Source organism: Pseudoalteromonas distincta (assembly GCF_005877035.1).
GTDB classification, from domain to species: Bacteria; Pseudomonadota; Gammaproteobacteria; order Enterobacterales; family Alteromonadaceae; genus Pseudoalteromonas; species Pseudoalteromonas distincta.
Window position 1 is genome coordinate 685506 of the sequence record NZ_CP040558.1, and the last position, 21428, is coordinate 706933.

Here is a 21428-nt window from a genome sequence, read left to right on the forward strand (position 1 = left end):
ATGGAAGCAAATCAACTGGTAATTATTGATATTCAAGGCTCGGCAGGTGTTGTGCTGGATGATGGGTCAATAAGAGCATTAAATGTTGGTGACACTATCACCGTGGGGGATTTAGTTGTTACTGCTATTAAATCGTCTTTACAAATTGATGTGCAAGGTGAAACCTTATCTATACCCGCAAATCAAAAGGTAAAAATAACACCAGACTTATTAACTAAAGAAGCCAGAGATTCTAGCGAAACAACTGTTTTTGATGAAAGTTTAGATGAAGCAATTGCAAGCTTAGATTTAGGGGCAGAGCAAGACCCATCAACAGCGGCTAATTCTGATGTAACAGATTTTTTAGATGCATTAGAGGGTGATGGGGACATTTTAGATAATTTAGAGGCAACAGCCGCTGGTGGCGGTAATGCAGCTGGTGCAGATGGAGGTAGTTCGTTTGTACAGTTAACCCGAATTTCTGAAAGTGTTGATCCTAGTAGTGTTACTTTTGATTCTTCTTTTGATCAAAGCGCTACTGAAGCTTTTAATTTAAGAGATACCTCTGATGGTATTGTGCCTGACGCAACTTCGGCTTCTATTTCACTTAATGAGCTGGGCGTTACTAATTCATCACAACCAACAATTACCGGTACGAGTGAAAACTTAATTGGCGAAACGGTTAATGTGACGGTAACTGATGTTGATGGAAATTCTCAAGTAGTTAGTGTTGTGATTGGCCCTGATGGTACCTTTGAAATAACTCTACCAACTCCGGTTGCTGATGGCCCTGTGACCGTTGTTGTTGAAGCAACAGATCCTGTTGGCAACCCTATAAACGACACTATTTCTATAGAAATTGATACAACACCTCCGCTTATTGCTATTGATCCTGTTGCCGATTCTGCTTCTCAAACAGTGACAGTAACAGGGACTGTATCTGGGTTGAACACTGGGGATAATGTGTCAGTCACGTTAACGGATAGTGCAGGTACGGTACAAACAATTGTTACTCAAGTTGATGCGCTAGGAAATTGGGTTGTTACTACTACCTCACCTTTATCTGAAGGAGAGTTTAACGTAAGCGCAGTGGTGATTGATGCCGCTGGAAATCAAGCTGTAGATCAAGCTTTAGCGAATGTAGATTTAACTGCTCCGGTAATCACCGTAAATGTAACTGATGAAACAAATAACTCAACACCACCACTTGTTGGAACAACAAATGGTGTTCCTGAAGGCACGCAAGTAACAATTACTGTTACAGATAGTGCAGGACAAATACAAACATTAACTGCAGTTACCCAAGCCGATGGAAGCTGGAGTGTAGAAGTTGGGACTCCTTTACCCGAAGGTGATTTTACTGTTGATGCACAAGTAAGCGACAGTGTAGGAAACTTAGCATTAGCAAGTGATTCAGGAGTAGTTGATTTAACGGCGCCTACGGTACAAATTAATAATATTAACGACACTCAAGACACCACGCCAACTATTACAGGTAACGCGCAAGATGTACCTGCTGGCTCTATTATTAGTGTGGTTATTACCGATTTTAACGGTCAAACTCAAACATTATTAACCCAAACTAACGCTGATGGTGATTGGTCTGTTGACGTAACTACGCCATTGGCTGAAGGGCAGTTTGAGGTTGATGCAAGTGTAAGCGATGCTGCAGGTAATCAAGCCCAAGCAAATAACCAAGGTGTTGTTGATTTAACAAATCCAGATATTACCGTTACTGCAATTGCTGATACTAACGATACTACACCAACATTTGTAGGTAGGGTAGAAGACGCCCCAGCGGGCTCTGTAATTACAGTATTAGTAACCGATATAAACGGTAGCGTACAAACTTTAACTACTTTATTAAATGAAGATGGTACATGGAGTGTTGATGCTAATGAAATCTTGCCAGGTGGTGAGTTTACAGCAACTGCGTCAGTAACCGATGCAGCAGGGAATGAGGCTACTGCGCAAACAAACGGCGAAATAACGTTTGCTCCTATTTCAATTCAAATCGATGCAATTGCTAATACTAACGATACCACTCCATTTTTAAGTGGTAACACCGGTAATGTGCCTGCTGGTACAACCATTACTTTAACTATTACGGCAAGCGATGGGAGTACATTTACATTACTTGCAGTGACGCAAGCAGATGGTTCGTGGACTGCACAAGTAACAACCCCTCTACCTGAGGGCGACTTTACAGTAGTTGCTGCTGTTATAGATAACTCGGGTAATGAAGCGCAAGCAAGTGCAGTAGGTAATGTTGATTTAACGGTAAGCATTAATTTTATTATTGATACTAACGATACAACACCAACAATTAGCGGCTCTACACAAGACGTAGAACCTGGTGCATTAGTAACCGTTACATTTACAGGAAGCGATGGCGTAGCAGAAACCGTGCAAGTAGTTACTGGTGCTGACGGAAGCTGGTCAGTTGAGGCAAGTAATGAGTTAGTTGAAGGCCAGTTTAGTGTGGTTGCAACTGTAACTGATGCTGCGGGTAATACAGCTTCTGCAAGCGAAACTGGAGAAATTGATTTAACAGATCCTGCAATCACGATTAATCCTATTGAGGATACGAATGATGTAACCCCATCAGTAAGTGGTAACGTAATTGATGTACCAGCAGGAACAGAAGTTACCTTAGTAATAACTGACAGTGAAGGTAATGAACAAACACTTACAACAATTACAAATACAGATGGTACATATACAGCGGATATTATTGCAGATCTCAGTGAAGGAGATTTCACAGTAACAGCGAGTGTTAGTGATACTGCTGGTAATAGCAGTACTGCAACTGTTACAGGTACGGTTGATTTAACTGCACCAAGTGTGACTATTAACAATATTGCAGATACAAACGATACAACACCTACTCTTACAGGCTCTACCCAAGGATTAGCATCGGGCAGTGAAGTAACTTTAATTGTTACCGATAGTCTAGGAGCAGAGCAACAGTTAGTGACTACTATAAGTGCTGATGGTACTTGGAGTATTGAGATTCCAACTGCTTTGAGTGAGGGGGATTTTACCGTAACTGCTAATGTATCTGATAATGCAGGTAACGCAGCTCAAGATTCACAATTAGGCACAGTTGATACCACCCCTCCTTTAGTTGCAATAAATGACTTTGCTGATTCAAACGATACAACACCTACATTTAGCGGAACAACGAGTGATGTAGCTCCGGGTAGCCTTGTTAGTGTTTTAGTTACTGATGCAAATGGTGAGTCTCAAACATTGACGGCGGTTGTGTCAGAAGATGGAACTTGGCAAGTAGGTGCAACTCAAGCTGTTGCTGAAGGCGACTTTACAATTACGGCAACAGTAACAGACGCTGCAGGTAATGAAGCAAGCGATACCGGTACTGGAATAATTGATTTATCAGCTCCAATTATAGCAATTAATGCAATCCCAGATAGCGCCGATACTACTCCAACAATTTCAGGTTCCGTACAAAATGTGCCAGCTGGAACAACGGTTACGTTAACATTGACGGACGCTGCTGGTAATACACAAACAATTACAACACAAACGCTAGCTGATGGTACTTGGACAGCTGATGCTATTAATGAGTTAGTTGAAGGTGACTTTAGCGTTAATGCCATCGTTAGCGATGAAGCAGGTAACCAAAGTGAAACTTTAGCACAGGGAACTATCGATAATACCGCACCAACTATTACGATTGATGCACTGGCTGATAGCAATGATACAACACCGACAATTTCTGGCACAGCAACGGGCGAGCCAGAGGGCACCGTTGTTACTATTACCGTGACTGATGAAGCAGGTAACCCACAAACCATCACTACAGAAGTACTCGCCGATGGCACCTTTAGTGTGGATGTACCAAATGAATTAAGTGAAGGCGAATTTACTGTTGAGGTATCCGTTACTGACACTTCAGGTAATGAAACCACAGCAACTACGACTGGAGAAATTGATACTTCAGCACCGGTGATCGCGATAGATGCACTGGCTGATAGTAACGACACCACTCCAACTATTTCAGGGACTGCGACGGGTGAGCCAGAAGGCACGGTTGTTACTATTACCGTGACTGATGACGCTGGTAACGAACAAGTTATCACTACAGAAGTGCTCGCTAATGGCACTTTCACTGTTGATGTACCGAACGAATTAAGTGAAGGTGAATTTATTGTTGAGGTATCGGTTACCGATACCTCAGGTAATGAAACCACAGCAACAACGACGGGCGAAGTTGATACTGCCGCGCCAACAGTTACTATTGACCCCATAGGTGATACTAACGATACCACACCAACAATTTCAGGCACCGCAACGGGTGAGCCAGAAGGCACATTAGTTACAATTACGGTAACTGATGAAGCAGGTAATCCACAAATAATCACCACTGAAGTACAAGCCGATGGCACCTTTAGTGTTGATGTGCCGAACGAATTAAGTGAAGGTGAGTTTACTGTTGAAGTATCGGTTACCGATACTGCAGGTAATGAAACTACCGCAACAACAACAGGCGAAGTCGATACTGCCGCGCCAACAGTTATTATTGACCCAGTAGGTGATACTAACGACACCACCCCAACTATTTCAGGCACCGCAACGGGTGAGCCAGAAGGCACGGTTGTTACTATTACCGTAACTGATGAAGCAGGTAATCCACAAACTATTACCACAGAAGTACAAGCCGATGGCAGCTTTAGTGTGGATGTACCGAACGAATTAAGTGAGGGTGAATTTACGGTTGAAGTATCGGTTACCGATACAGCAGGTAATGAAACTACCGCAACAACAACGGGAGAAGTCGATACTGCCGCGCCAACAGTTATTATTGACCCCGTAGGTGATACTAACAATACCACCCCAACTATTTCAGGCACCGCAACGGGTGAGTCAGAGGGCACAGTTGTTACTATTACCGTAACTGATGAAGCAGGTAATCCACAAACTATTACCACAGAAGTACAAGCCGATGGCACCTTTAGTGTTGATGTACCGAACGAATTAAGTGAGGGTGAATTTACTGTTGAAGTATCGGTTACCGATACTGCAGGTAATGAAACTACCGCAACAACAACGGGAGAAGTCGATACTGCCGCGCCAACAGTTATTATTGACCCCGTAGGTGATACTAACAATACCACCCCAACTATTTCAGGCACCGCAACGGGTGAGCCAGAGGGCACAGTTGTTACTATTACCGTAACTGATGAAGCAGGTAATCCACAAACTATTACCACAGAAGTACAAGCCGATGGCAGCTTTAGTGTGGATGTACCAAACGAATTAAGTGAAGGTGAATTTACCGTTGAAGTATCGGTTACCGATACTGCGGGCAATGAAACCACAGCAACTACGACTGGTGAGGTTGATACTTTAGCACCGGTGATCACGATAGATGCACTGGCTGATAGTAACGACACCACCCCAACTATTTCAGGCACCGCAACGGGGGAGCCAGAGGGCACGGTTGTTACTATTACAGTTACTGATGAAGCAGGTAACCCACAAATCATTACCACTGAAGTGCAAGCCGATGGCACATTTAGTGTTGATGTACCAAATGAATTAAGTGAAGGTGAGTTTACGGTTGAAGTATCGGTTACCGATACTGCAGGTAATGAAACTACCGCAACAACAACAGGCGAAGTCGATACTGCCGCGCCAGCAGTTATTATTGACCCTGTAGGTGATACTAACAACACCACCCCAACTATTTCAGGCACCGCAACGGGTGAGCCAGAGGGCACGGTTGTTACTATTACCGTAACTGATGAAGCAGGTAATCCACAAACTATTACCACAGAAGTACAAGCCGATGGCACCTTTAGTGTTGATGTACCGAACGAATTAAGTGAGGGTGAATTTACTGTTGAAGTATCGGTTACCGATAACGCAGGTAATGAAACCACAGCCACAACAACGGGAGAGGTTGATACCACAGCGCCAATAGTTACTATTAATGCACTAGGCGATACGAGTGATACAACACCGACCATTTCAGGCACGGTTAGCGGGGAGCCTGCTGGTTCAACCATAACTTTAACAGTGACCGATGCTAATGGTGCAGTACAAACAATTTCAGCACAAGTAATTGCAGACGGAAGTTGGACAGTAGAAGTACCTGCGGCTTTAGCTGAAGGGACCTACTCTGTAGATGCAAGTATTAGTGATAGCGCTGGTAATGAAGGCACAGCAAGTGCTTCAGGCACAATTGATACAAGCGCATTGACTATTACCATTGATGTTATCGGCGAAACTAACGATCAAACCCCTCAAATAAATGGTGATACTTTTAATGCACAAGTTGGCTCGCCGGTTGAAGTTCAGATCACTGACTCTGCGGGTGCAGTAATTACTTTAACTACAACTGTTGATGAAAACGGGCTATGGAGTGTTACTCCGCCAGCCGATTTGGCTGAAGGCACCATTTTAATTAGTGCGACAGTAACAGACATAGGTGGTGGAAGCGCAAATGCAGAGCTTGATGCTGTAATTGATATTACGCCTCCAACCATACAAGTAAATGAACTAGAAACAAGTAATGATACAACACCGGTTATTTCTGGTAACACAACTGACGTAGTTGCAGGCACAGTTATAAATTTAACGGTTACTGATTCTCAAGGGGTTGTTCGCACATTTAGCACAACAACAGATGCCGATGGTAATTGGAGTGTTGAACTTTCTCAAGAGTTGGCCTCGGGCGATTATTCTGTAGAAGCTGAAGTATCTGATGCAGCAGTAAATAGTGCTTCAGATACGGCTACAGGCAACATAGATACATCAGGGCCTAGCTTAACCGTTGACTTTGATACTGTAACCAACGACTCAACGCCTACCATTTCAGGTACTAGTGATGCAGAAGTTGGTACTAGTATCACGGTGGTTATTACAGATGAAAATGGAATTGAACAAACACTTACCACCACAGTAGATGCAAATGGTAATTGGGAAGTAACGCCGCAAACAGATTTAAATGAAGGTGATAACACCATAGAAGTAAGTGTGTCTGATGAAGCCGGTAATACAACAACAGTTACAGATACAATTACGTTAGACACGCAAGCACCCACATTAACCATTCAAACCGTAGGCGACGTAAACGACCTAACACCGACATTACAAGGCACCAGTAACGAAGTTGGTGGCACAGTCACACTTACCGTGACCGACAGCGACGGCGTCGTGCAAACCATTACCACCACCGTTGAAAGTGATGGCCACTGGGATATTGAAATCCCCAGTGCGCTTGCGCAAGGTGACTTTACAGTAAGCGCTAGTATTACGGATGCTGCAGGCAATGAGAGCACAGCAAACAGCAATGGTAATGTGGACACCATCACCCCAGTTGTGAGCGTAGATGCACTGGGCTTGGGTAACGACAGCACCCCAGTGATTAGTGGTACTTCAACAGAGCCTGAAGGCACCGTTGTAAATATTGTTATTACCGACAGTAATGGTGATGAGTATCCAATTACCGCCACCGTTGATGCAAACGGGGAATGGCAAGCGACTAGTCTTGAGTTACCAGATGGAAGCTACAGCGTACAAGCCAGCATTACCGATGCGGCAGGAAACACCGGCGGCGCCGTTCAATCAGGCACTCTTGATACCTTAGCACCGACATTGGCACTGGATACCGTGGGCGCGACCAACGACAGCACCCCAACTATCAGCGGAAGCAGCAATGCGCCAGTGGGCACAGTGATAAACATCAGTGTGAGCGATGGCACCACAACCGAAACGTTCACCGCGACAGTACAAGCTGATGGCAGTTGGTCAGCAGATGTACCGAACGCGTTAACTGATGGTCCACTCACTATCGAAGCAAGCGTTAGTGATAACGCCGGTAATACCACTACATTAAGTGAAACCGCAACACTCAACACTACGGCCCCAAGCATTAGTATTAATGCACTGGTTGACACCAACGACACCACCCCAACCATTAATGGTACAAGCGATGCGGCAGATAACACCATCATTAGCTTAACGTTTGAAGACAGTGCAGGGAATATTACGACTGTTGATACAACCGTAACGGGTGGGGTATGGAGTGTCGATGCACCAACTGATTTAGCCGAAGGCGAATATACTGTCACCGCACAGGTAGATGATGGTCTAGGTAATATCGGCAGCGCCACCGAAACAGGTCAGATAGACCTTACTGGCCCGAGCCTTGTTATTACAGACAACGGTGTAGGCAGCGACACCACGCCAACGATTGCAGGTACCAGTGATGCACCGCAAGGCAGTGAAGTAACCATTGTTGTCACCGACAGCAGCGGCGCAGCGCAAACAATGAGCGCCACCGTACTAGCCAATGGCACGTGGTCAATCCCTGTACCGATAGCACTCGCAGAAGGTGCATACACTATTAGCGCGAGTGTTGAAGATGTGGCAGGCAACGACACCATCGCCACAGGCGCAGGTGAAATAGATACCACTGCACCGACACTTGTACTTACCAGCCCAGGCTCAAGTAATGACATCACCCCGACACTCAGTGGCACAAGCGATGCGGTTGAAGGCACCGTTATTAACTTCACGGTAGTGGACGATCAAGGCAATACACAAACGTTCACCACCACGGTGGATGCCGATGGCAACTTCTCAGTGGAAGTACCGACTGCCTTGGCAGAAGGACCATATAGCATCGAAGCAAGTATTAGCGATGTGGCAGGAAACAGCACCGATATTACCGGCAACGGCACCATTGATACCACAGCACCAAGTGTGAGTGTAGATGCGCCAGTACTCACCAACGACAGCACGCCAATAGTGACAGGCACCAGTGATTCACCTAACAGCACCATCACGGTGACGTTTACAGATGCAGCAAATGCTACTCAAAGCATTGATGTACAAACCGATGCCAATGGTAACTGGAGTGCGACACCAACAGGCACATTAGCCGAAGGTAATTATAGCGTCAGCGCCAGCATCACCGATGCGGCAGGTAACACAGGCACTGGCACAGACAGTGGTGAAGTGGATATTACTCCGCCAACCCTTGCCTTTACACCAACCTTTGAGCTTGGTTTATTGGTTACCCTAAGTGGGACGTCTGACTTGCCAGCAGGCAGTGAAATTACTATTACCGAGCAACTGGTAGGCGGTGGTATTGGTGCAACATATACCACTACAACCGATGCAGATGGCAACTGGTCATTAGTCGGATTAGATGTATCGTTACTTGATGTTGGCTCAGTGATCGCCACAGCGACCGATGCCGCAGGTAATACCCGTACAATTAGCTCAGATGACTTTGATAATACACCGCCTACGCTGACGGTTGAAGTGGATGCACAAAGTAATAGCAACACGCCAATCATAAGCGGCACAAGTGATGCAGGTGAGGGTGCACAAGTGACGATAGTCGTTACCGACAGCAACGGCAACCCACAAACCATCACCGCCCTTGTTGATGCGGATGGTAATTGGAGTGCCACTCCAACCACACCATTAAGTGAAGGTCAAAGCACCATTGAAGTGAGTGTACGCGACAGTGTCGGCAATGAAACTACAGTGAGTGATACCAGTACCATCGACACGCAAGCGCCCACTTTAACCATCCAAAACGTAGGCGATGTTAGCGACTTAACACCAGAGCTTCAGGGCACCAGTAATGAAATTGGTGGCACTGTTACACTCACCATCACCGACAGCGCAGGTGCTGTGCAAAACATTGAGGCCCTAGTTGGCAGCGATGGCCACTGGAACATTGAAGTGTCAACAGCCCTTGCACAAGGTGACTTTACTGTAAGCGCGAGTATTACTGATGCGGCAGGCAATGAGAGCACCGCAAACAGCAGTGGTAATGTGGATACTATTACGCCAGTTGTCACCGTTGATGCACTGGGCTTGGGTAACGACAGCACCCCAGTGATTAGTGGTACTTCAACAGAGCCTGAAGGCACGGTTGTAAACATTGTTATAACTGACAGCAACGGTGATGAACACCCCATCACCGCCACCGTGGATGCAAACGGTGATTGGCAAGCAACCAGCCCTGAATTACCAGATGGAAGCTACACCGTGCAAGCCAGTATCACCGATGATGCAGGCAACACCGGCGGTGCGACACAAACAGGCAACCTAGATACCTTAGCACCGACACTGACGTTAGACACAGTCGGCGCCACCAACGACAGCACGCCAACAATCAGCGGAAGCAGCAATGCGCCAGCGGGCACAGTGATAAACATCAGTGTAAGCGACGGCACCACAACAGAAACGTTTACCGCAACAGTACAAGCCGATGGCAGCTGGTCAGCAGATGTACCGAACGCGTTAACTGATGGTCCACTCACTATCGAAGCAAGCGTCAGTGACAGTGCAGGCAACACCACCACGTTAAGTGAAGGCGCAACATTGGATACCAATGCACCGAGTATTAATATTGATGCATTAATGGATACAAATGATACAACGCCGAATGTGAGCGGTACCAGCAGTGCAGCAAATGGCACTATTATCACCGTCAGTTTCACGGACAGTAATGACATAACAAACACGGTACAAACAACTGTTACAGACGGTATCTGGAGTGTTGAAGCTCCTGTTGACTTAGCTGAAGGCAGTTATGAAGTTGAAGCGAGTGTTACAGATGGAAGCGGCAATACAAGTACAGCAACAGAAAATGGTGTAGTGGATACGACCATTCCTAATATTGCCGTAAATGATGTAACAGTGACTGATGACACAACACCTACGATCACCGGCACAGCGAATGCGCCACAAGGCAGCACCGTGAGCGTTGAAATCACCGACAGTAATAATATTACTCATACCGTAACGACCACATTAGGGGTTAATGGCACATGGAGCGTAGCTGCCACGCAAGTGCTGGCTGAAGGCACCTTTACAGTGAGCGCCAGTGTGAGCGATGCCGCAGGCAACGAAGCCACTGCCACAGGCACTGGTGAAGTAGACACGACTGCACCGACACTGCTCCTAACGAATCCTGGTTCAAGTAATGACATCACCCCGACACTCAGTGGCACAAGTGATGCCGTTGAGGGCACGGTTATTAACTTCACGGTAGTGGACGATCAAGGCAATACACAAACGTTCACCACCACGGTGGATGCCGATGGCAACTTCTCTATAGAAGTACCGACTGCCTTGGCAGAAGGACCATATAGCATCGAAGCAAGTATTAGCGATGTGGCAGGAAACAGCACCGATATTACCGGCAACGGCACCATTGATACCACAGCACCAAGTGTGAGTGTAGATGCGCCAGTATTAACAAACGACAGCACGCCAACTGTGACAGGCACCAGTGATGCGCCTAACAGCACCATCACGGTGACGTTTACAGATGCAGCAAATGCCACTCAAAGCATTGATGTACAAACCGATGCCAATGGTAACTGGAGTGCGGCACCAACGACTGATTTAGCCGAAGGTAATTATAGCGTCAGCGCCAGCATCACCGATGCGGCAGGTAACACAGGCACAGGCACAGACAGTGGTGAAGTGGATATTACTCCACCGGCACTTGCCTTTACGCCGACCTTTGAGCTTGGCTTATTAGTCACATTAAGTGGTACGTCTGACTTGCCAGCAGGCAGTGAAATTACCATTACCGAGCAACTGGTAGGCGGTGGTATTGGTGCAACATATACCACTACAACAGATGCAGATGGCAACTGGTCATTAGTCGGATTAGATGTATCGTTACTTGATGTTGGCTCAGTGATCGCCACAGCGACCGATGCCGCAGGTAATACACGGACAATTAGCTCAGATGACTTCGATAATACACCGCCTACGTTGACGGTTGACGTGGATGCACAAAGTAATAGCAACACGCCAATCATAAGCGGCACAAGTGATGCGGGCGAGGGTGCACAAGTGACGATAGTCGTTACCGACAGCAACGGCAACCCACAAACCATCACCGCCCTTGTTGATGCGGATGGTAATTGGAGCGCCACTCCAACCACACCATTAAGTGAAGGTCAAAGCACCATTGAAGTGAGTGTACGCGACAGTGTCGGCAATGAAACTACAGTGAGTGATACCAGTACCATCGACACGCAAGCGCCAATACTCACCATTCAAAACGTAGGCGATGTCAGCGACTTAACACCAGAGCTTCAGGGCACCAGTAATGAAATTGGTGGCACTGTTACACTCACCATCACCGACAGCGCAGGCGCTGTGCAAACCATTGAGACCCTAGTTGGCAGCGATGGCCACTGGAACATTGAAGTGTCAACAGCCCTTGCACAAGGTGACTTTACTGTAAGCGCGAGTATTACCGATGCGGCAGGCAATGAGAGCACAGCAAACAGCAGTGGTAATGTGGATACCATTACACCAATCGTCACCGTTGATGCACTGGGCCTTGGCAACGACAGCACCCCAGTGATTAGTGGTACTTCAACAGAGCCTGAAGGCACGGTTGTAAACATTGTTATTACTGACAGCAACGGTGATGAACACCCAATCACCGCTACTGTGGATGCAAACGGTGATTGGCAAGCAACCAGCCCTGAATTACCGGATGGAAGCTACACCGTGCAAGCCAGTATCACCGATGATGCAGGCAACACCGGCGGTGCGACACAAACGGGCAACCTAGATACCTTAGCGCCGACACTGACGTTAGACACAGTCGGTGCCACGAATAACAGCACGCCAACAATTAGCGGGACATCGAACGCGCCAGCAGGCACGGTTATAACGATTAACGTCACGGATGCAGATAATACAGAAACGTTTACCGCGACAGTGCAAGCCGATGGCAGCTGGTCAGCAGATGTACCGAACGCGTTAACTGATGGTCCACTCACTATCGAAGCAAGCGTTAGTGATAACGCCGGTAATACCACTACATTAAGTGAAACCGCAACACTCAACACCACGGCGCCAAGCATTAGTATTAATGCACTGGTTGACACTAACGACACCACCCCAACCATTAATGGTACAAGCGATGCGGCAGATAACACCACCATTAGCTTAACGTTTGAAGACAGTGCAGGGAATATTACGACAGTTGATACAACCGTCACCGGTGGCGTATGGAGCGTTGATGCACCAACTGATTTAGCCGAAGGCGAATATACTGTCACCGCACAGGTAGATGATGGTCTAGGTAATATCGGCAGCGCCACCGAGACAGGTCAGATAGACCTTACTGGCCCGAGCCTTGTTATTACAGACAATGGTGTAGGCAAAGACACCACGCCAACGATTGCAGGTACCAGCGATGCACCGCAAGGCAGTGAAGTAACCATTGTTGTCACCGACAGCAGCGGCGCAGCGCAAACAATGAGCGCCACCGTGCTTGCCAATGGCACGTGGTCAATCCCTTTACCGATAGCACTTGCAGAAGGTGCATACACCGTAAGCGCGAGTGTTGAAGATACCGCAGGCAACGACACCACCGCCACAGGCGCAGGTGAAATAGATACCATTGCACCGACACTTGTGCTTACCAGTCCAGGCTCAAGTAACGACATTACTCCGACACTCAGTGGCACAAGTGATGCGGTTGAAGGCACCGTTATTAACTTCACAGTTGTGGACGATCAAGGCAATACACAAACGTTCACCACCACGGTGGATGCCGATGGCAACTTCTCGGTGGAAGTACCGACTGCCTTGGCAGAAGGGCCGTATAGCATCGAAGCAAGTATTAGCGATGTGGCAGGTAACAGCACCGATATTACCGGCAACGGCACCATTGATACCACAGCACCAAGTGTGAGTGTAGATGCGCCAGTATTAACAAATGACAGCACGCCAACTGTGACAGGCACTAGTGATGCACCTAACAGCACCATCACGGTGACGTTTACAGATGCAGCAAATGCTACTCAAAGTATTGATGTACAAACCGATGCTAATGGTAACTGGAGTGCGACACCAACAGGCACATTAGCTGAAGGTAATTACAATGTCAGCGCCAGCATCACCGATGCCGCAGGTAACACTGGTACAGGTACAGATACAGGCGAAGTAGATATAACACCGCCAGATTTAGCGTTTACACCTACCTTCTTATTAGGTTCATTAGTGTTATTAAACGGCACCTCTGATTTACCGGCTGGCAGTGAAATTACCATTACTGAGCAACTTGTTGGCGGCGGTGTGGGCGTAAGTTACACCACAACCACTGACGCCAATGGTAACTGGTCACTGACTGGTATTGATATCTCATTACTGAACTTAGGCTCAGTGATCGCCACAGCGACCGATGCCGCAGGTAATACCCGTACAATTAGCTCAGATGACTTTGATAATACACCGCCGACACTCACGGTTGATGTTGCAGCACAAAGTGACAGCAACACGCCAATCATAAGCGGCACAAGTGATGCAGGCGAAGGGGCACAAGTGACGATAGTCGTTACCGACAGCAACGGCAACCCACAAACCATCACCGCCCTTGTTGATGCGGATGGTAATTGGAGTGCCACTCCAACCACACCATTAAGTGAAGGTCAAAGTACCATTGAAGTGAGTGTACGCGACAGTGTCGGCAATGAAACCACCGTGAGTGATACCAGTACCATCGACACGCAAGCGCCAACACTTACGATACAAAATGTAGGCGATGTAAACGACCTAACACCGACATTACAAGGCACCAGTAACGAAGTTGGTGGCACAGTCACACTTACCGTGACCGACAGCGACGGCGTCGTGCAAACCATTACCACCACCGTTGAAAGTGATGGCCACTGGGATATTGAAATCCCCAGTGCGCTTGCGCAAGGTGACTTTACAGTAAGCGCGAGTATTACCGATGCGGCAGGCAATGAGAGCACAGCAAACAGCAGTGGTAATGTGGATACTATTACGCCAATCGTCACCGTTGATGCACTGGGCCTTGGCAACGACAGTACGCCAGTTGTTAGTGGTACTTCAACAGAGCCTGAAGGCACCGTTGTAAACATTGTTATTACCGACAGTAACGGTGATGAACACCCCATCACCGCCACCGTTGATGCAAACGGTGACTGGCAAGCAACCAGCCCTGAATTACCAGATGGAAGCTACACCGTGCAAGCCAGTATCACCGATGATGCAGGCAACACCGGCGGTGCGACACAAACGGGCAACCTAGATACCTTAGCGCCAACACTGACGTTAGACACAGTCGGCGCAACCAACGACAGCACGCCGACAATCAGCGGGACATCGAACGCGCCAATAGGCACGGTTATAACGATTAACGTCACGGATGCAGATAATACAGAAACGTTCACTGCAACAGTACAAGCCGATGGCAGTTGGTCAGCAGATGTACCGAACGCGTTAACTGATGGTCCACTCACTATTGAAGCAAGCGTTAGTGACAGTGCAGGTAACACCACCACATTAAGTGAAACCGCGACACTGAATACCACTGCGCCAAGCATCAGTATTAATGCACTGGTTGACACCAACGACACCACCCCAACCATTAATGGTACAAGCGATGCGGCAGATAACACCACCATTAGCTTAACGTTTGAAGACAGTGCAGGGAATATTACGACTGTTGATACGACCGTCACCGGTGGCGTATGGAGCGTTGATGCACCAACTGATTTAGCTGAAGGTGAATACACGGTAACCGCCGAGGTAGATGACGGCCTAGGAAATATCGGCAGTGCCACTGAAACCGGTATTATTGACACCACTATGCCAGCGATTGAAGTTGATACACTGAGCGTAACAAACGATACCACTCCAACGATCACTGGTACCGCGAACGCACCGCAAGGTAGTACCGTGACGGTTGAAATCACCGACAGCAATAACGTTACTCATACGGTTACAACTACGCTCGGGGCTAATGGCACCTGGAGTGTGGCCGCCTCACAAGTACTTGCTGAAGGCAGTTATACAGTAACTGCAAGCGTAAGCGATACGGCGGGTAATGCCGCGACGGCCACAGGCGCAGGAGAAGTAGATACTGTTGCACCGACACTTGAGTTAACCAGCCCAGGTTCAAGTAACGACGTAACCCCAACGTTAAGCGGTACCAGTGATGCCCCTGAGGGCACAGTGATCAGCTTCACCGTAACGGATGATTTAGGGGCCGAGCAAACGTTCACCACCACGGTTGATGCTGATGGCAACTTCTCAGTGGAAGTACCGACTGCCTTGGCAGAAGGACCATATAGCATCGAAGCAAGTATTAGCGATGCAGCGGGCAACAGCAACGATATTACCGCCAGCGGTAATATCGATACCACAGCGCCAAGTGTGAGCGTGGATGCGCCAGTACTCACTAACGACAGCACGCCAACTGTGACAGGCACCAGTGATGCACCTAACAGCACCATCACGGTTACGTTTACAGATGCAGCAAATGCTACTCAAAGCATTGATGTACAAACCGATGCCAATGGTAACTGGAGTGCGGCACCAACAGGTACATTAGCTGAAGGTAATTACAGCGTCAGCGCCAGCATTACTGATACTGCAGGCAACACAGGTACAGGTACAGACAGTGGTGAAGTGGATATTACTCCACCGGCACTTGCCTTTACGCCGACCTTTGAGCTTGGCTTATTAGTCACATTAAGTGGTACGTCTGACTTGCCAGCAGGCAGTGAAATTACCATTACCGAGCAACTGGTAGGCGGTGGTATTGGTGCAACATATACCACCACAACAGATGCAGATGGCAACTGGTCATTAGTCGGATTAGATGTATCGTTACTTGATGTTGGCTCAGTGATCGCCACAGCGACCGATGCCGCAGGTAATACCCGTACAATTAGCTCAGATGACTTTGATAATACACCGCCTACGCTGACGGTTGACGTGGATGCACAAAGTAATAGCAACACGCCAATCATAAGCGGCACAAGTGATGCAGGTGAGGGTGCACAAGTGACGATAGTCGTTACCGACAGCAACGGCAACCCACAAACCATCACCGCCCTTGTTGATGCGGATGGTAATTGGAGCGCCACTCCAACCACACCATTAAGTGAAGGTCAAAGCACCATTGAAGTGAGTGTACGCGACAGTGTCGGCAATGAAACCACAGTGAGTGATACCAGTACCATCGACACGCAAGCGCCAATACTCACCATTCAAAACGTAGGCGATGTTAGCGATTTAACACCTGAGCTGCAGGGCACCAGTAATGAAATTGGTGGCACTGTTACACTCACCATCACCGACAGCGCAGGTGCTGTGCAAACCATTGAGACCCTAGTTGGCAGCGATGGCCACTGGAACATTGAAGTGTCAACAGCCCTTGCACAAGGTGATTTTACTGTAAGCGCGAGTATTACCGATGCGGCAGGCAACGAGAGCACAGCAAACAGCAGTGGTAATGTGGATACTATTACGCCAGTTGTCACCGTTGATGCACAGGGCCTTGGCAACGACAGCACCCCAGTTGTTAGTGGTACCTCAACAGAGCCAGAAGGCACCGTTGTAAATATTGTTATTACCGACAGTAATGGTGATGAGTATCCAATTACCGCCACCGTTGATGCAAACGGGGAATGGCAAGCGACTAGTCCTGAGTTACCAGATGGAAGCTACAGCGTACAAGCCAGCATTACCGATGCGGCAGGAAACACCGGCGGCGCCGTTCAATCAGGCACTCTTGATACCTTAGCACCGACATTGACACTGGATACCGTGGGCGCGACCAACGACAGCACCCCAACTATCAGCGGAAGCAGCAATGCGCCAGTGGGCACAGTGATAAACATCAGTGTGAGCGATGGCACCACAACCGAAACGTTCACCGCGACAGTACAAGCTGATGGCAGTTGGTCAGCAGATGTACCGAACGCGTTAACTGATGGTCCACTCACTATCGAAGCAAGCGTTAGTGATAACGCCGGTAATACCACTACATTAAGTGAAACCGCAACACTCAACACTACGGCCCCAAGCATTAGTATTAATGCACTGGTTGACACCAACGACACCACCCCAACCATTAATGGTACAAGCGATGCGGCAGATAACACCACCATTAGCTTAACGTTTGAAGACAGTGCAGGGAATATTACGACTGTTGATACAACCGTAACGGGTGGGGTATGGAGTGTCGATGCACCAACTGATTTAGCCGAAGGCGAATATACTGTCACCGCACAGGTAAATGATGGCCTAGGTAATATCGGCAGCGCCACCGAGACAGGTCAGATAGACCTTACTGGCCCGAGCCTTGTTATTACAGACAACGGTGTAGGCAGCGACACCACGCCAACAATTGCAGGTACCAGCGATGCACCGCAAGGCAGTGAAGTAACCATTGTTGTCACCGACAGCAGCGGCGCAGCGCAAACAATGAGCGCCATCGTACTAGCCAATGGCACGTGGTCAATCCCTGTACCGATAGCACTCGCAGAAGGTGCATACACCATTAGCGCGAGTGTTGAAGATGTGGCAGGCAACGACACCATCGCCACAGGCGCAGGTGAAATAGATACCACTGCACCGACACTTGTACTTACCAGCCCAGGCTCAAGTAATGACATCACCCCGACACTCAGTGGCACAAGTGATGCCGTTGAAGGCACCGTTATTAACTTCACGGTAGTGGACGATCAAGGCAATACACAAACGTTCACCACCACGGTGGATGCCGATGGCAACTTCTCTATAGAAGTACCGACTGCCTTGGCAGAAGGACCATATAGCATCGAAGCAAGTATTAGCGATGTGGCAGGTAACAGCACCGATATTACCGGCAACGGCACCATTGATACCACAGCACCAAGTGTGAGTGTAGATGCGCCAGTACTCACCAACGACAGCACGCCCACAGTGACAGGCACCAGTGATGCACCTAACAGCACCATCACGGTGACGTTTACAGATGCAGCAAATGCTACTCAAAGCATTGATGTACAAACCGATGCCAATGGTAACTGGAGTGCGACACCAACAGGTACATTAGCTGAAGGGAATTATAGCGTCAGCGCCAGCATCACCGATGCAGCGGGCAACACAGGTACAGGTGTAGATACGGGCGAAGTGGATGTGACCCCACCGGCGCTTGCCTTTACTCCGACCTTTGAGCTTGGTTTATTGGTTACCTTAAGTGGTACCTCTGACTTGCCAGCAGACAGTGAAATTACTATTACCGAGCAACTGGTAGGCGGTGGTATTGGTGCAACATATACCACTACAACGGATGCGGATGGTAACTGGTCATTAGTCGGGTTGGATGTATCGTTACTTGATGTTGGCTCAGTGATCGCCACAGCGACCGATGCCGCAGGTAATACCCGAACAATTAGCTCAGATGACTTTGATAATACACCGCCTACGCTGACGGTTGACGTGGATGCACAAAGCGACAGCAACACGCCAATCATAAGCGGCACAAGCGATGCAGGTGAGGGGGCACAAGTGACGATAGTCGTTACCGACAGCAATGGCAACCCACAAACCATCACCGCCCTTGTTGATGCGGATGGTAATTGGAGTGCTACACCAGCGACACCATTAAGTGAAGGTCAAAGCACCATTGAAGTAAGTGTACGCGACAGTGTCGGCAATGAAACTACAGTGAGTGATACCAGTACCATCGACACGCAAGCGCCAATACTCACCATTCAAAACGTAGGCGATGTCAGCGACTTAACACCAGAGCTTCAGGGCACCAGTAATGAAATTGGTGGCACTGTTACACTCACCATCACCGACAGCGCAGGTGCTGTGCAAACGATTGAGACCCTAGTTGGCAGCGATGGTCACTGGAACATTGAAATTCCAGGTGCCCTTGCACAAGGTGACTTTACTGTAAGCGCGAGTATTACCGATGCGGCAGGCAATGAGAGCACAGCAAACAGTAGTGGTAATGTGGATACTATTACGCCAATCGTCACCGTTGATGCACTGGGCCTTGGCAACGACAGCACCCCAGTGATTAGTGGTACCTCAACAGAGCCTGAAGGCACCGTTGTAAACATTGTTATTACTGACAGCAACGGTGATGAACACCCAATCACCGCCACCGTTGATGCAAACGGTGATTGGCAAGCAACCAGCCCTGAATTACCAGATGGAAGCTACACCGTGCAAGCCAGTATCACCGATGATGCAGGCAACACCGGTGGTGCAACACAAACAGGCAACTTAGATACCTTAGCGCCGACACTGACGTTAGACACAGTCGGTGCCACGAATAACAACACGCCAACAATTAGCGGGACATCGAACGCGCCAGCAGGCACGGTTATAACGATTAACGTCACGGATGCAGATAATACAGAAACGTTTACCGCGACAGTGCAAGCCGATGGCAGCTGGTCAGCGGATGTACCGAACGCGTTAACTGATGGTCCACTCACTATCGAAGCAAGCGTTAGTGATAACGCCGGTAATACCACTACATTAAGTGAAACCGCAACACTCAACACCACGGCCCCAAGCATTAGTATTAATGCACTGGTTGACACCAACGACACCACCCCAACCATTAATGGTACAAGCGATGCGGCAGATAACACCACCATTAGCTTAACGTTTGAAGACAGTGCAGGGAATATTACGACTGTTGATACGACCGTAACGGGTGGGGTATGGAGTGTCGATGCACCAACTGATTTAGCCGAAGGCGAATACACTGTCACCGCACAGGTAGATGATGGTCTAGGTAATATCGGCAGCGCCACCGAGACAGGTCAGATAGACCTTACTGGTCCGAGCCTTGTTATTACAGACAATGGTGTAGGCAACGACACCACGCCAACAATTGCAGGTACCAGTGATGCACCGCAAGGCAGTGAAGTAACCATTGTTGTCACCGACAGCAGCGGCGCAGCGCAAACAATGAGCGCCACCGTACTAGCCAATGGCACGTGGTCAATCCCTGTACCGATAGCACTCGCAGAAGGTGCATACACCATTAGCGCGAGTGTTGAAGATGTGGCAGGCAACGACACCATCGCCACAGGCGCAGGTGAAATAGATACCATTGCACCGACACTTGTACTTACCAGCCCAGGCTCAAGTAATGACATCACCCCGACACTCAGTGGCACAAGCGATGCGGTTGAAGGCACGGTTATTAACTTCACGATTGTTGACGATCAAGGCAATACACAAACGTTCACCACCACTGTGGATGCAGACGGCAACTTCTCTATAGAAGTACCGACTGCATTGGCTGAAGGACCATACAGCATCGAAGCAAGTATTAGCGATGTGGCAGGTAACAGCACCGATATTACCGGCAACGGCACCATTGATACCACAGCACCAAGTGTGAGTGTAGATGCGCCAGTACTCACCAACGACAGCACGCCCACAGTGACAGGCACCAGTGATGCACCTAACAGCACCATCACGGTGACCTTTACAGATGCAGCGAATGCAGTGCAAAGCATTGATGTACAAACCGATGCCAATGGTAACTGGAGTGCGACACCAACAGGCACATTAGCCGAAGGGAATTATAGCGTTAGCGCCAGCATCACCGATGCCGCAGGCAACACAGGTACCGGCACTGACAGTGG

The 21428-nt window shown here is 48.4% G+C and carries 1 protein-coding gene (only partly in view); it reads left to right on the forward strand.

Annotated features, from left to right (window positions below; genetic code table 11):
- Window positions 1–21428, forward strand: the 5' portion of a protein-coding gene (locus tag FFU37_RS03060; RefSeq protein WP_175413885.1) for an Ig-like domain-containing protein. The gene runs 5716 nt beyond the window's last position; 21428 of the gene's 27144 nt are visible here — the first part of the coding sequence; it begins with the start codon at window positions 1–3; its stop codon lies off the right edge, out of view.